Below are 16,254 nucleotides of genomic sequence, written 5' to 3' on the forward strand. Positions count from 1 at the left end.
ATTATATGCCGATAAAGAGAGTATGAAGAAATCGATTTTTGTACTCTCTTTGTCTTTTTTAACGGGATTTGTCTTTACTAATGAGATTAAACCTTTGTACAAACTCCCGGGAAAAAATTCTGTAATTGCAACTGAAAATGAAGCGGAAAGCGACTTTATGCTCGTCGGTTCTGATGAAGGTCTTTTCCGTGTTACAAATAGAAATACTGCAATTCCTTTGTGGAAGGAAGGACGTGTTGAGCAGCTTATAAAAGTGAATTATCAAAATGCTCAAGGAAATTACAAGCCTGCATGGCTCATGAGGACTTCAAAGGGGCTTTTTTTTACATCCGATTTAAAAAACTTTGAAGAAAAAAACAAGGGGCTTCCTTTTTTGACAATCAAAAAATTTAAAAATAACATAAAAACTCTTGAAAAGCAGATTCAGGAGCTTAAAGATTTGTCTATAAATCCGCTCAATAATAGTGAAATCGTCACCGCAACAAAAGACAACGTTTATTATTCTCATGACAACGGCGCTACATGGAAAAACTTGAGTTCTATGAGCAAAACGACGCCGGGAATAAAAGCTGTAGGCGTTGCCACAATAGACGATAAAACTGTCGTGTTTATGTCGCATCCGATTTTCGGGCTTTCATATATTTTTCCAAATTCGGAACGCCCTGAATGGATTGACGTTGGAGAAGGTTTTGAAAAAATGCCATCGCTCACATCTCCTGACGAAATTTCCGATATTATTCCTGTTGTGCGCACAAAAGCCGATGGAACTCAATATACCGAAATTTATATTTCTCAGACTTATATTCCAAGAATTTATAAATTTAACTGGTCAGAAAAAAAAGGAGAATTGATTTTTGCGGGCGAAAACCCTGCTGACACAATTGATGGACTGACAACTATCGACAATGTGCTTTTATATACCCGGCTGGAAGGCTTCGGCGCACTTGATTTGGACTCGCTCAAAAGTCCGGGAACTCCTAGTGAAGAAAAAAAATGGCATCAGTCTTTTGCGGCAGTTCCCGGAATGATAAACACCGCTTGGATTCCTCAATCTCGTAGCGGATTCAGCAGAGGGATTTTGCTCAATGAGCTTTGGATGCTTTATCCAGGGAATGTTAACACAAGATATGCGGAGAAGGCAAACGGACGCAAAAGCATTTATGTATCAGCTTATCAGTGCAGAAATCAGGCAGGAATTGATAAATTTAAAAAGGTTGTAAAAGACCGCAATATGAACAGCATCGTGATTGATATGAAAGATGACTATGGTTTTTTGCGTTACGACTCTCATGATTCGCTTGTTTTAGAAAAAGGTTCCACATCTCAATATGCGGTAGATTTGGATCATTTTATCGACGAGTTTAAAAAAGAAAATATATATCTTGTTGCCCGCATCGTGACATTTAAAGATAAATCGCTATGCAAATATGCCGGCGGGAAATATGCAGTTTGGGATAAATCACAAAATAAACCGTGGCTCGGCATAAAAGGTTATGAAGAAGTATCAGATGAGTCGGGGCTAGCTATAGGAAAAGAAACTACTTATTATGATGAACAATGGGTAGACCCGTATTCGGAAGATGTCTGGGAATATAATGTTGCGGTGGCAAAAGAATTAGTCTCACGAGGATTTGATGAAATTCAGTTTGACTATATTAGGTTTCCAACAGACGGTTTGAATTTGCACAACGCTCAGTATCGTTGGCAAGATAAAGGGATGGATAAGGAATCTGCGTTGATTTCTTTTCTTTCTTATGCTCGAGAAAATATCGATGCACCGATTGGAATTGATATTTACGGAGCGAACGGATGGTATCGCAGTGGAACAAGGACAGGGCAAAATGCCGAAATGCTTGCCGAATATGTCGATGTGATAGGTCCGATGTTTTATCCAAGTCACTTTGAACAGACATTTTTGAATTATGCGCCAATCGCTGACAGAACTTACAGAATATATTATTATGGCTCTTTCAGAAACACTGTGATGGTTCGAAATAGAGCGATTATCCGCCCGTGGATACAATCGTTTTATCTGAATGTAAGTTACGACAGACTTTACTATGATTCTGATTACATCAAAAAAGAATTTTTTGGAGTGAGAGATTCAATCGACAGGGGTTATATGTGTTGGAACAATTCAGGCAATTATGATTTAACACCGCCTGATGTCACTCCAAATGAAGAATATACAGGAACAACAGCAGAGGCCGACAAAAAATACAGAAAGCCTGCGATAGGAAATGAGATAAAGCCTCTTCATGTTGATTCAGATGTTTCAATTTTGGACAGCATATTGAATCCTACTCGTGAAGATGATAGTGTGAGCTTCAAGCCGTTTCTAAGGGTATTGCCATGACATTAAAACAATACACACCTGAAGAGCCAATCTCGTCAATTGCAACTGCACTTGCACCTGCCGCTCTTGGAATAGTCAGAGTTTCAGGAAAAGGCAGTATTGAATTAGTAAGCAAAGTATTTTCAAGACCAAAAGCGTTGCAAAAGGCTTTGGGAAATACGATTGTTTATGGCTGGATAATCAATAATTCCGGTGGTAAAAAAGCTCGCATAGATGAAGTTATGTGTTTTGTCTATCGCGGACCAAAATCGTTCACCGGCGAAGATATGGTAGAAATCTCTTGTCACGGAGGTCCTGCCGTCGTAACCGCAATTCAAAATCTTCTGCTTCGTTCAGGATTTAGGCAAGCTAACCGCGGTGAATATACTTTTCGGGCATTTATAAACGGAAAGACAGACCTTACAAAAGCAGAAGCGATTAAAGAGATAATCGATTCTCATACAGATGTTTCACGCTCTCATGCAGCCGGTCGTTTAGCGGGGTCTCTTTTTGAAGAAATAAACTCTATCAAAAAACTTATCATAGATACACTTGCAGCAATTGAAGTTGAAATAGAATATCCTGAAGATGAGGAGACAATCGCAGAGACTTTTGACAGAGCAGATATAGAAAAAGCTCGTGACGGATTGCAGATTCTCGTCGATTCATGGCAAGGAGAAAAACTCTATCAGGATGGGGCGCGCGTTGTTCTTGCAGGGCGCACAAATGCAGGAAAATCTTCGTTGTTCAACGCAATTTTAAAAGAAGAGCGTGCAATTGTAAGCGATATTGAAGGTACAACGCGGGATTGGCTCGAAAGTTGGGCGGGCATCAACGGCATCCCTGTGCGTTTGTTTGATACAGCCGGGCTGCGCGAAACTCAAGACAAAATTGAAGCGCAGGGCGTGGAGCTTACTAAAAACTTGGCATGCGATGCAGACATTGTTTTATATCTTGTCGATATAACTCGCGGGCTCGACAAAGATGATAAAGAGTTCATAGGAAATTGCAAGGAACCGCTTGTTTTAGTCTGGACAAAAATAGATAAACCTTTTGTTGGGGTCGCTGAACAAGAAAAAGAAGAGAAAGAAACCAAAGAATGCAAAGCAAAAAAGGCAAGCGTCAAAGTATCTTCGAAAACCGGCGAAGGAATGAATAAACTGTTTGACGAAATCTCAAAAATATTGACTGCCGGTATAGCGACGGAACGACAGCAAGCAGGGCTCGGGTCTGTGCGCCAAAAAGATGCAGTTGCCTCAGCTCTTGAATGTGTAAAGCATTCTCTTTTGAGCGCAGACGACAATTACACACTTGATGCAGTTGTTCAAGATTTGGAAGATGCCCTAGATGCACTGGGTGAGGTGACAGGAGATGTCACCCCAGACGATGTTTTGGGAAGCATATTTGAAAACTTCTGTGTAGGAAAATAAGAGGTTTATTTTTAAGACTTTCATTTTTTCTCCGCTTTATTGAGTTATCATTTAAAAACATGTAAAATAAAAATACAGAATTTATTTTTGGAGGATAAGATAAGCCAAAATATAAAATCGTAAATAATAAAAATATTACAATTTTATTAAATGGTTTCTCGATTGTCATTATGTGTGGAATTGTAGGTTACGTTGGTTCAAAAAAGGCTGCACCGATTTTAATAAACGGTTTAAAAAAACTTGAATATCGAGGATACGATTCCGCCGGCATTTCTGTTCTCTCTGACAGCACAGATGAGATTATCGTAAAAAAGGCAAAAGGAGCGTTGAAATTCCTTGTCGAAAAAATAACCGCTGAAGTTGTAGATATGTCTAAAAACTATGACAGCTTGATCAATAAATGCGGCGAATTTGTTCCCGGCTCAATCGGTATCGGGCACACTCGCTGGGCAACTCATGGAGAACCAAGCGACTCAAATAGCCACCCGCATTCAAGCATGGATGGAAGAATTTCTCTTGTTCACAACGGAATCATAGAAAATTATGCTGAGTTAAAAGCAAAACTTCAGGCAGAGGGGACTGTATTTCAGTCTCAGACAGATACAGAAGTTGCCGTAAATCTTATAGGTAAATTTTATAAAGAAGAAAAAGATATATTCAAAGCTGTATTAAAAGCTCTTCACACGATTGAAGGCTCTTATGCATTTGGAGTTTTGTGCAAAGATTATCCCGACCGCATCATCGCCTGTCGAAAAGAAAGCCCTCTTGTTGTAGGGCTTGGAAAAGGTGAGAATTTTATAGCCTCTGACGTTCCTGCAATCCTCGAGCACACACGCGATGTTTATTATCTTGGAGAAAAAGAGCTCGCCGTTTTATATACAGACCATGTAGATTTATTCAATTTTGAAGGTGAAAAAATTATAAAAGAACCTAGCCGTGTTGAATGGGACATGGACGCTGCGGAAAAAAATGGATATCCGCATTTTATGATAAAGGAAATCCACGAACAGCCAAAAGGTCTTACAGATACTATGCGGCCCCGAATTATTCACGACGCTTCCGGAAAGCCAACAGATGTTTATTTTGAAGAAAACAAAATGGACGACGCATGGCGCAAAGCAGGACGTGTTGTAATCACTGCATGCGGAACCGCCTATCATTCAGGCGTTGTTGCAAAATATGCGTTTGAAAAGATTGCGCGAATGAAAGTCGATGTAGATGTAGCATCTGAATTCCGTTACAGAGATCCAATCCTCGATAAAGATGATATTTTCATAGTGGTCAGTCAGTCAGGAGAGACCGCTGATACATTGAGTGCGCTTCGTCTTGCAAAACAAAAAGGTCTTAAAGTTGTTGCCATCACAAACTGCGTTGGTTCAACGGTGAGCCGAGAAGCTGATGATGTGATTTATACACTTGCAGGACCTGAAATCGCAGTCGCATCGACAAAAGCGTATACAACGCAGGTTTTATGCATGTTCCTTTTGGCAATTAAAGCGGGAAAACTTCGTGGCACTTTGGGCGAAGCAGAAGCGTCAAAACTTCTTTCGGAGCTTGAAACAATCCCATCAAAGATACAGCAGATTCTTGACGGGAAAAATATCATCCAAAAATTTGCAAGTCAGCAGTTCAACAAGGATAAGATTTTTTACATCGGCCGCCAGTTTGATTCCGCAACATCTTTGGAAGCAGCCCTTAAACTCAAGGAAGTTTCATATATGCATTCGGAAGCTTTTGCTGCAGGAGAATTAAAGCACGGGCCAATTGCATTGATTGAACAGCAGACTTTGGTTGTTGCAATTGCAAGCGAGCCGAGCCTCTACGATAAAATCGGTTCCAACATGGTAGAAGTAAAAAGCAGAGGAGCGACAGTTCTCGTAATCACACAGGATAAAGGGGAGTCATTCGATGGCAAAGCTGATGAAGTGTTTAGAATACCTGAGTGTTCATCTACTTTGGCGAGCTTATTGACTGTAATTCCAGCCCAACTATTTGCATATTATTGTGCAGTCTTGCGAGGCTTTGATCCGGATAAACCGCGCAATTTAGCTAAATCGGTTACAGTAGAATAATCATTAAAAATGGCGGCTCTTCGAAACCAAAACATTAAAATAGAATCAAAATAGAGATTTTAGTTTAATATATTTTTTTATTGCTTCAAAACTTTCCTTACTGATTGCATGTTCTATTCTGCATGCATCGTTTGCGGCTATAGTTGAGTCGACTCCAAGTTTTGTAAGCCATTTTGTAAACAAAGTGTGTCGTTCATATATTTCTTCAGCAATTGCCTTTCCTGCATCAGTTAAATAAATAAAGCCAGAATCGTTTACTGTTACAAGTTTTTTTTCACGAAGTTTTTTCATTGCAACACTTATGCTTGGTTTTTTAAAGCCGAGCTCATTTGCGATGTCAACAGAACGAACAACCGGAAGCCTTTCACTTAGCACAAGAATCGCTTCTAGATAATCTTCAGATGACTGCTTTTGATCCATAATTTATTCTCCTGTTTGTGATTGTTTTCTATAAGTATAGCATAAAAAAAACTTTAATACACAGATTTTTGCCTTTTTGGGAATAGTGTCCGCTTTTTCAAATTATTGTTGATAATTTTTTTTGGTATATTGATTAAAACTAGGTCTTTGTGATATTATTATTGTCAATTCGGGCCATTAGCTCAGTGGTTAGAGCAGAGGACTCATAATCCTTTGGTCCTTGGTTCAAGTCCAAGATGGCCCATAATTTAAGTCCTTTACAATAGCGGCTAAGTCATATTAAAATTCATGATGGCGTTTGCGCATTCCTTTCACAAAAAACATCTTCATTACAATTAGTGGACAGCATTAAACTTTGGTTTTATTATTTCTTGTATGATTAAGCAAAAAACGCATTCATTCAGGACAAAACTGATTTTCATGCTGATTTTCCAGATTATTTTGCTGGTAACGATTCTCACTTCATATACTATTTTTTTATATATAAATACTGCTAAAAGCTCAAAAATCGCCAACGAAAATTTCATCGCTCTTTATGGGAAAGACCTTGAATTGAAAATAAAGGATGCACAGAAGGTTTTGGAGCAGATTGTGTACGACAATGCTGATTATGTTCTGCTTCAAAGTCCGTCAGAAGCGGACAGGTATCATGCTTCAAGAAGATTGTTTCTTTTGTTAAACGAAAAACTTTCATTTGATAAGAATGTAGATTTACTGCTTATAACAGAAAACAAGTATGAGCAGTGCATCGCTTCCGATAATATTAAACTTGGCTACAATATAATTACAGAACTTCAGAATTTTATTCTTGCGCAGTCAAAAAATAAGGAGCTCAAATCACTGTGGTTTATAAAAAAAGCTGCCGGACATACTTTTTTGTATAAAATGTACAGTTGGCAGGGCAGAGCTGCAAGTGTTTTTCTTGATGCCGATAAATTTTTGAGCAATACAAGTTATTATGATTTTTCAGATTTAAGAATCAGGTTGGTCAGCAATGCAGGTGAAGATATTGTTTTTTTAGGCGAAGAAAAAGACTTTTCACCAACTGAATCATTCTCTTATGCTATTTCAGATACAAATCTGTCATTGCAGCTCGATGTGCGGTTAAATTCTGTCGTTAAATCATTTACATTAAACGGGATCGGCGTGTTGCTGATAATTTTCATTTCGTTGATTTCGGGGATAATTTTGTTCAAATCTGTTTCATTTCACATAATCCATCCTGTTGCTGATATGGGTAAAAATATGAAACAGATTCAAAACGGTGATTACGACCATAAAGTCACAACAGATTACCCAAACAGAGAATTTGAAGGTTTAAAGGATACATTCAACAAACTAATGGATGAAATTGAAAATCTTAGAATTGCACGTTATGAAGAACAGCTTGAGCTTGAACAGTCTGAATTAAAGGCTATTAAACTTCAAATCAGACCTCATTTCTTTTTGAATGCGCTTACGTCAATTTCAAATCTCAGTCAGCAGCATAAAAACGATGAAATTGTATCATATATCAATATTCTTTCTAAAAATATAAGGTATATGTTTAAATCAGGTATGCACACTGTCGACCTGAAGCAGGAGCTGGACAATCTTGATTCTTATTTTGAAATGCAGAAATTAAAATACCCTGACTGTGTTTTCAATATGATAACTGTTGAAGAAGGGTTAGATAATTATCAGATACCGCAGATGCTTTTACATACGGTTATTGAAAATGAATATAAGTACGCTGTTGTCATGGGGCATGTTTTGAGTATTTTTATCAATATCAAAAAAATTGAACTGAATAGTAGGCAGTACCTTTGTATCGAAATTGAAGATGATGGAGACGGTTATCCCCAAGAATTTATAGACGATTTTTTGAAAGAACAACGCCCAAAAGAAGATGGCACACGTATCGGGCTTTGGGGACTAAAAAAGATGCTCTATCTGATGTATAAAGAAAAAGGGCTGTTTACCATAGAAAACATTGAACCGCATGGCTGCCATAACAAATTTCTTATTCCTGAAAAACCGGTTCATGAAATTAGGAAATATTGAAGATGAATACCCTTATTGTTGATGATGATTTAACAACATTGACTCTTATAAAAAACAGCATTAAATGGACTTCTCTTGGAATTGAGAACGTATTTACCGCATATAATGTTGTGGAAGCTAAGAAAATTGTCAGGAATAATGAAATCGCCATCGTAATAAGTGATATCGAAATGCCGGGTCAAAATGGTGTCGAATTTTTAAAATGGTACCGTGAAAACAACTATGAAGGGAAATTTTTCTTTTTAACAAGTCATGAAAATTTCAGCTATGCTTCGGCATCAATTAAATACCATGTTACCGACTATCTTTTAAAGCCTTTTGATGTGTTTGTAATGGAAGCAGCTCTTAAAAAGATTGTTGCCGAAATTGCAGAAGAAGAAGCAAAAAAAAATGATTTGAATTATGGGCGCTGGATAAAACAAAATGCCGACAGGCTCTGGCTTGACTTTTTATATGCGATTTTTGAAGGGCGCATTGTAGACGACTGGAATAAAGAAAATCTTGAACGCAATTTTTCAGTTTCTACTGACGATGAATACGTGCTCATCGTTTCTTATCTTACAGATGTTGAAAAGGATCTGGAAAAAATGAACCCTGACTTATTCCGCTTTGTAATTGAGCAGCTTTATGGTGAAGTGTTTTTTCAGAGTAAGACAAATAAAAATATAGTCTGTATTCAGAACGATTCAAATTATTTTGTAATAAACGTGTGCCCTGTAGATATTGTCAAGAAATTTGATACAATTTTTGATACTTTTGATAAAAAACTGCATGCAATCCTATCACTTACGGCGACAACATGCATTAGTGACAATGTAAAACTGAGGTTTTTCTATAACAAGTTTGATTCAATCCGCGATATTTTGACAAATGCAGTTTCTTTTGGCGGGACTTATTTTTTTGAAAAAGATGCAGTGCTGTTGGACACCAAGGTTGTGCAAGGAATAGACATAAATTTCATTGCCGAAAATCTTGAAAAGAAAGATAAGCTTAAGATTATGAGTTATTTGAAGAGGTTTTTGTCCGAGCATACGCAGAACAGAAGCCTCGATTCAAATGCCCTTAAATCTATAAGACAGGAACTTCTGCAATGTGTTTACATCTACTTTGCAAAGCGGAACGTAACTCCTACCGGATTTCTTACAAAAGACATTGAAGTTGGGCTAACAAAAAAAGCGGGCGAGACTGTCATGGATATGATTAAATGGGCAAATTATCTAATTGAACAGACTTTTGAAAACCTTGATCAGAATAAGCAGAGTATGACTCTCGAAGAGCGCATAAATGAATATATACGTACACACTACAGAGAAAATATAGGTCGCAGTGAAATTGCAGACGAATTCTGCTTGGCACCTGAATATATTGCAAAGTTATACAAAAAAAGAACAGGGCTTTCAATCAAAGATTATCTGAATCAGTACAGAATTGAACAGGCAAAACTGCTGCTCGAAAATGAAACACTCAGAATAAGCGAGATTTCGGAAATGACAGGGTTTGACAGTTTCGCTTATTTCAGCACGATTTTTAAGAAGTACATGGACGTAAGCCCTATCGAATACAGAAAAAAACTGGGAATAATGTCTTAAAATTAAAAAAAAATGTCTTATTCTCTAAAGCGGACATGAAATTTCGGTTGTATCCTTTAAGTATAAGATTGAAGGAGGACATCGAAATGAAAAAGAAGATGTTAGTTTTAGGATGTGGATTGACCCTTTTTGGTTTTATCCTTACAGGTTGTGGTGGGAACGCTGCGGTAAAAAAATCTACAAATTATGATAAAGTAACGTTTGCTTATCCGACTTTTAATAATATCCCAGCAGAAGCAGACCTCAACGTTGTTGAAGAATCGATCAACAAAATTACAAGAGAGAAAATCGGCGTTGAAGTAACTCTCATGCCAATTTCCATTTTCGAATATTCAAGCAAAGTAAGCCTCGCTCTCCAAGGGGGAGAAAAACTCGATGCGTTTGAATCGCTTGGTAACTTTTCTACTTGTATTTCAACAGATATGGCATACGACATTACAGATTTGATTGACAAATGTGCTCCTGAAACAAAACAACTGATCGGTGATGCATGGCTAGACGCTTGTAAATCAAAAGGTCGTCTCTACGGCATTCCGACTTATAAACCGATAGCTCTTACACCGATGCTAATCTACAGGAAAGACATTGCGGAAGCTGCCGGAATCGATATGAGCAAAGTAAACTCACTCGATGATATCACTGCTGTCCTTGAAAAAGTAAAGAAAGCATATCCGAATATGACGCCGCTCGCTCCTGTTCAGACAGGATTCCTTGGTTCTCTTTTCTGTATCCCGGAACGCGACCCGCTTTGTGATGATATTTATAAACCGATAGGAGTTCTTCTCGGAAAAGAGCTTAAGGTAAAAGATTTGTATTCAACGCCTGAATTCAATCATGTTACAGAGCTTGCCCGTTATTGGTATCAAAATGGTCTTGTGATGAAAGATGCCGCTACGACTACTAGCATGGCTGCTGAAACAATGAGCTCAGGAAACTATTTTGCATACATCGCAAGCTATAGCTACCCTGAGGAAGATACTGCAGTTTCTCTTCAGAGTCAGATGAACAACTTCCCAATCGGAGCTAAAACAATCGGCGATGCTTACCTTTCAACAGGAGATATCAACAGTCTCAGTTGGATGGTCGCATCTACATCAAAAGTACCGGAAGCAACCCTCAAGTTCCTAAACCTTACGTATACAGATAGAGACGTCATCAACCTTGTTATTTACGGTGTAGAAGGACGCGATTATGTTAAAAATGCGGACGGTTCAGTTTCTTACCCTGAAGGACAAGATGCTTCAACAGTTCCGTATACGGCGCAGCTTACATGTGGTATTTTTGGAAACTTCTTTGAAATGTACCAGATGGGTGTTGCAAACAAAGCTTCTCTTGAATGGGAATTGGAACAAAACAAACACGCTGCGACTTCTCCTGCTATGGGATTCACGTTTGATGCAAGCGCTTTGAAAACTCAGTACACAGCGGTAAACAACGTAATTTCTCAGTATCTGCCTGGTCTTCTCTGCGGAAGCCTTGATCCGGCGACAGAAACTTCTAAGTTCGTAAAAGCCTTAAACGACGCAGGATATCAACAGATTCTTGAAGCAAAACAGGCTCAGCTTGACGCTTGGGTAAAAAATAAATAGGAAATTAAAATGAAAACAGTAATGGCAAATAAAAAACGTAATTTTATGGTAAACATTTTGCCATTACTTTTGATTGCGCTCCCGGGAATTATCTATCTGATTATAAACAATTATATTCCGATGCTCGGTATATTCCTTGCGTTTAAGGATTACAGCTTTGTTAAGGGCGTTTTCAAAAGTGATTGGTGTGGTTTTGAAAATTTCAGATTTCTTTTCCAGACTAAAGACGCCTGGATTATGACAAGAAATACATTGCTATACAACATCGGGTTTATTGCAATTGGAACTGTTTTGTCTATTTTGGTTGCAATTCTTATGTGCGAATTGGGGGAAAGAGTAAGAGTCAAGTTCTTTCAGTCGGCGCTTTTGCTGCCGAATCTGCTTTCGTGGGTCGTGATTTCTTATATCGCCTATGCATTTTTGAATGCAGATTCCGGGTTTATAAACAACTCTATTTTGAAATTGTTCGGTAAAACAGCCGTCGCTTGGTATTCCCAAGCCAAATCATGGCCGTTTATCTTGACCTTTGTTTATATCTGGAAAAACATCGGTTATATGTCAATCGTTTACATGGCAAGTATTTCGGGAATTGACAAAGGCATATATGAAGCTGCCGAAATTGACGGTGCAAACAAGTTGAAGCAGATTTTTGTAGTTACAATTCCTATGCTTAAGCCGACAATCATCACTTTGACACTCATGTCTGTCGGAAGAATCTTCTATTCTGATTTTGGATTGTTTTATCAAGTGCCGCAGAACTCCGGAGCCTTGTTCAACACAACTCAGACGATCGATACTTACGTATACCGTGGGCTTATGACATTGAACAATATTGGTATGTCATCAGCCGCCGGCTTCTATCAGTCAATTGTAGGTTTCATACTTGTACTTTGTGTAAACGGCATTGTACGAAAGCTTGATGATTCAAACGCATTATTCTAACGGGAGCAAATCATGGTAGAAAATAAAAAAGCAAAACTTATTTCAACTGTCATTTTAGGTGTTTTTGTAGCTCTTGCATTGCTTCCAATCTTGCTTATTGTGATTGCCTCATTTACAGATGAAAACACGTTGCTTCGCAACGGATATTCATATTTACCAAGAAAAGTAAGTCTCGATGCTTATGTTTATATGGTAAAACAGGGAATGGTGATTCTTCGCTCTTATGGGGTTGCATTCGTTGTAACTCTCATCGGAACTGTGGTAAGCGTACTTCTTACAGCGATGCTCGCTTACCCGATTTCAAGAAAATCGTTTAAATACAGAAACGTGCTTGCGTTTTTTGTATTTTTCACAATGCTTTTTAACGGAGGTATTGTCCCAGCCTACATTATGTGGACAAGGTTCTTCCATATCAAAAATACATTGGCTGCCCTCATAATTCCAAACTATCTTGTTTCTGCGTTCAATGTAATCCTTGTGAAAAACTATTATTCAAACAGCATCCCTGAATCACTCGTAGAGGCTGCAAAGATTGATGGAGCGAGCGAATACAGAATCTTTTTTAGGATTATGCTACCACTTGCCGTTCCAGCAATCATGACAATCGCCTTGTTTACAGGTTTATGCTACTGGAACGACTGGACAAACGGTTTGTATTACATCACTAACGAAAAACTTTATAGCATTCAGCTTTTACTGATGAAAATTATGAATAATATTCAGGCTCTGAAAACAAACTCATCAGCTTCACTTATTGGCACAGGTGCGGTTGCTTTGCCTGGAACATCGATCAGAATGGCTATGGCTGTAGTTGGAATTCTTCCAATCATAATCATCTATCCGTTTATGCAGAAATACCTTATTCGCGGTGTCGTAGTTGGCGCCGTAAAAGGGTGATAGGAGTAAATAATGGCTGTATTTAAGTGCGAACAATTTTCATTATGTATGGGCAGAAATATGCCTTTTGTGGTGGTGTCGAGCAACGATTGCCCGCCGTTTATCACGGAAAATAACGAAAACTTTGAACGTCCTGCAAAGAATGTTTTTATTCTTCACGGACACAGTGGATATGCCACAGACTGGCTCTACAACGCAAATCTTGTTGATTTGTGCGGTAAATATAATATCAACATAATTCTTCCAAATGGTGAAAATTCTTTCTACCTTGATTTACCTTCAAATGAACATAAATATGCGACTTATGTAGGCAAGGAATTGAAAGATTACGTGTGCAAGACTTTTGGCTTCAGTCAAAAGCGAGAAGACAATTTCATAATGGGCTTGAGCATGGGCGGTTTCGGTGCAATTCACACAGGCTTACAGTTCAACGATACTTTCTCAAAACTTTCGGGTTTGTCTTCGGCTTTGATTATTTACAACATCGCAAATATGAAGCCGGGCACGATGGACGGAATTGCGGGCTATGATTATTACAGTATGATGTTCGGGGATCTTACAAAAGTTGTAGAAAGCAAAAATAATCCCGAGACACTTGTGCTAGACATCTTAAAAGAAAAGAAGCAGATGCCTGAAATTTACATTGCAATCGGGACGGAAGATTTTCTTTACAAGGAAAATCAGATTTTTAAGAAGTTCCTTGAAGACCACAAAGTCGCTTTTGAATATCACGAAGAAAAAGGTACTCACGACTGGATTTTCTGGAATAAATACATTGAACCGAGCATCAGATGGTTTTTAGATTTGGAGAATACTTATAATGATTAAACTGACAAATAGAGATGTAGTCAACAAGATACTCGAATATCATCCTAAAATTGAAAATTACAGTGGTTGCGATTGTTTTAAAAGCGGTCATGAAGATGATATTTGTACAGGAGTTGCTGTCTGCCTTGACCCTTCGATGAACGCAATCAAAAGGGCAGTTGAAGCCGGCTGTAACCTTGTTGTAACACACGAAACGCTTTTTTATCAGACGCCTGACTATAAAATTTGGAAAGGCGACTACAAAAACACAATCTTTACAGAAAAAGACGAATACATTAAAAAACATCGGATTGCCGTATTTCGCGATCACGACCACATGCATTTCCATCAACCTGATTGTATTTTTACAGGAGTTATGAAAGAACTTGGCTGGGGAAAATACTATGTAAAACCTGTTGAACGAGATTTTTCTTATATTTTTGATTTTGGTTTTGAAGGTTTTGTCTATTCCGACATCATAGAGTTGTTTAAAGAGAAAATCAATTTTAACGGAATAAAATATCTCGGCGATAAAAACATGAAAATTCACAAGGCGGCGATTGTAGGTCACATGTGTCCAAACTGCTTTTATCCTGATCATGAAGAAAAAGATGGTACTTATCACGACTATTCAATGGACATAATCAAACTTATGGAGGAAAATGGAGTAGACTTGATAATTCCCGGAGAAACTATCGACTGGACAGTTCCTGCATATATTCGCGATGCTAATGAACTTGGGCATCCGAAAGCCTTGATGAATATCGGTCACTACAACATGGAAGAGCTTGGAATGAAAGATTTTGCAAAAGTAATTCAGAAGCTTGTTTGTTCTGACCTCAAAGTTGAATACCTTCAGTCTAAAGACAGCTTTAATTACATAAATTTCAGGAAATAGCGATGGATAAAGAGGAATTGACAATTAATGTTGACTTGACAGAGACTCATGAAGTAGTTGGAACACAAGGCAAAAGCCTGATGGTTCTATTCAGTGGGTATGCAGACTGCGAAAACTTCAAGGGGAAAATTCTTTCAGGAGGGGTAGACACTCAGCTTGTTTCTAAAGATTTTGCGCACACCTTGTCTGCTAGGTACACTCTCGAAGGAAAAGACTGCGACGGTCAGAACTGTAAAATCTTTATTGAGAATCAGGGGACTGTAGAAAATGATGGAACATTGGTTACAACCCCAAAGATTTATACAGACAGTAAACGCCTTGCTTACCTTGAAAAAAGCAGTCTATATGGAACAATAACTCCAAACGGTAAAAGAATTGTAATACATATTTTCAGCCGTGAGCAGAAAAATTCTGACTTGCTTAAAAACGGAAACAAAACTACAGTGCTGAAAACTCGGAAAATTCTCGATTTTATTACAGAGCAGTCTGAAAAAAAACCGGCAGGAAGCCGTGCAATTGTCGCCTTGAGCGGAGGAAGCGGTTCCGGGAAGACTACCGTTGCCGAAGAACTCAGGAAAATGCTTTTCGAAAAAAATAAAAAAGCGCTTGTTGTTCACGGTGATGAATATGCGATAAGAATTCCACTTTATAACGATGCGGAGAGAATCTCTTTGTTCAGAAATGCCGGGCTGAAAGCGCTGCTTGCGTCTGGGGAATATACGAGCGAACGCGCAGCCAAGATTCAAAAATGGCAGAACGATTTTATAGATGCTTCAGTTGAACTTTGTGAAGAAAATGCATGGTATAAACAATACCTCAGCGCCGGCCGTGCAGCACTCGAAAAGTATCTTGGAACTGAAGAAGAATTGGATTTTGAGTCTTTGCAGAAGTTTATCGATGATTATAAATCGGGCAAACCAAAATCGTTTATCCGTATTCTTGGTCGAAAAGAAGGCGTCCTCCATTATGAAGAAACTGACCTTGAAGATATCGATGTTGTAATACTGGAATGGACTCACGGCGGAAATCCTGTCTTAACTGGGATTGATTGGAAAATCTTCCTTGAAGGAACTCCGGAACAGACAGTCACTTACAGATGTTCAAGAAATAAAGACCCGAATGCCGACAGCGCCTTTGTAGCGATGGTTCTCGACATTGAGCAGGCAAAAATCAAAGAGTACGCAAAAAATGCATCTCTCGTAGTTCCAAGAATCGAATAGAAGGGGAATAAA

12 protein-coding genes and 1 tRNA gene are annotated in these 16,254 nt (G+C 38.4%); 12 read left to right on the forward strand and 1 reads right to left on the reverse strand.

The genetic code is table 11. The annotated features are described in order from the left end of the window. The first annotated feature begins 22 nt into the window (after positions 1-22). The 3 genes from H9I37_RS01740 (at position 23) to glmS (ending at position 5,837) form a co-directional block, all read left to right on the forward strand. Positions 23-2,356: a putative glycoside hydrolase gene (locus tag H9I37_RS01740; RefSeq protein WP_187380773.1), complete on the forward strand. Its 2,334-nt coding sequence runs from the start codon at positions 23-25 to the stop codon at positions 2,354-2,356. Further along, a complete protein-coding gene (gene mnmE / locus H9I37_RS01745) occupies positions 2,353-3,765 on the forward strand; it encodes a tRNA uridine-5-carboxymethylaminomethyl(34) synthesis GTPase MnmE (protein ID WP_187380774.1) in 1,413 nt (470 codons plus the stop codon). Before H9I37_RS01740 ends, mnmE begins: the two co-directional genes overlap by 4 nt. Before the next feature lie 170 nt (positions 3,766-3,935). Continuing rightward, positions 3,936-5,837, forward strand: a complete 1,902-nt coding sequence (gene glmS, locus H9I37_RS01750; RefSeq protein ID WP_187380775.1) for a glutamine--fructose-6-phosphate transaminase (isomerizing) — start codon at positions 3,936-3,938, stop codon at positions 5,835-5,837. 45 nt (positions 5,838-5,882) lie between these two features. On the opposite strand, the gene H9I37_RS01755 is transcribed toward glmS, so the two are convergent. After that, entirely contained in the window at positions 5,883-6,257 is a 375-nt protein-coding gene (locus H9I37_RS01755; RefSeq protein WP_187380776.1) for a metal-dependent transcriptional regulator, read from the reverse strand. Positions 6,258-6,428: 171 nt separating this feature from the next. Here H9I37_RS01755 and H9I37_RS01760 point away from each other — a divergent pair. From H9I37_RS01760 to H9I37_RS01800, 9 genes are all read left to right on the forward strand, one after another. Further along, positions 6,429-6,501: transfer RNA gene (locus H9I37_RS01760), tRNA-Ile, on the forward strand. Positions 6,502-6,632: 131 nt separating this feature from the next. Continuing rightward, positions 6,633-8,300, forward strand: a complete 1,668-nt coding sequence (locus H9I37_RS01765) for a sensor histidine kinase (protein ID WP_187380777.1) — start codon at positions 6,633-6,635, stop codon at positions 8,298-8,300. A gap of 2 nt (positions 8,301-8,302) precedes the next feature. Continuing rightward, positions 8,303-9,889, forward strand: coding sequence for a response regulator transcription factor (locus H9I37_RS01770; RefSeq protein WP_187380778.1), 1,587 nt, complete (start codon positions 8,303-8,305; stop codon positions 9,887-9,889). Between the two features lie 86 nt (positions 9,890-9,975). Next, positions 9,976-11,478, forward strand: coding sequence for an ABC transporter substrate-binding protein (locus H9I37_RS01775; RefSeq protein ID WP_187380779.1), 1,503 nt, complete (start codon positions 9,976-9,978; stop codon positions 11,476-11,478). Between the two features lie 9 nt (positions 11,479-11,487). Continuing rightward, entirely contained in the window at positions 11,488-12,420 is a 933-nt protein-coding gene (locus H9I37_RS01780; RefSeq protein WP_255422456.1) for an ABC transporter permease, read from the forward strand. Positions 12,421-12,432: 12 nt separating this feature from the next. Continuing rightward, positions 12,433-13,317 (forward strand): carbohydrate ABC transporter permease, encoded by an 885-nt coding sequence (locus H9I37_RS01785; protein ID WP_187380780.1) that lies wholly within the window; start codon positions 12,433-12,435, stop codon positions 13,315-13,317. A gap of 12 nt (positions 13,318-13,329) precedes the next feature. Beyond that, positions 13,330-14,145, forward strand: coding sequence for an alpha/beta hydrolase (locus tag H9I37_RS01790; protein WP_187380781.1), 816 nt, complete (start codon positions 13,330-13,332; stop codon positions 14,143-14,145). Beyond that, complete coding sequence (locus H9I37_RS01795; protein ID WP_187380782.1) at positions 14,138-15,022, forward strand: Nif3-like dinuclear metal center hexameric protein; 885 nt, start codon at positions 14,138-14,140, stop codon at positions 15,020-15,022. The genes H9I37_RS01790 and H9I37_RS01795 overlap by 8 nt, the downstream gene beginning before the upstream one ends. 2 nt (positions 15,023-15,024) lie before the next feature. Further along, a complete protein-coding gene (locus H9I37_RS01800; protein WP_187380783.1) occupies positions 15,025-16,242 on the forward strand; it encodes a DUF3237 family protein in 1,218 nt (405 codons plus the stop codon). Positions 16,243-16,254: the final 12 nt, after the last annotated feature.

Source organism: Treponema sp. Marseille-Q3903, from assembly GCF_014334335.1.
Taxonomy (GTDB): Bacteria; Spirochaetota; Spirochaetia; order Treponematales; family Treponemataceae; genus Treponema_D.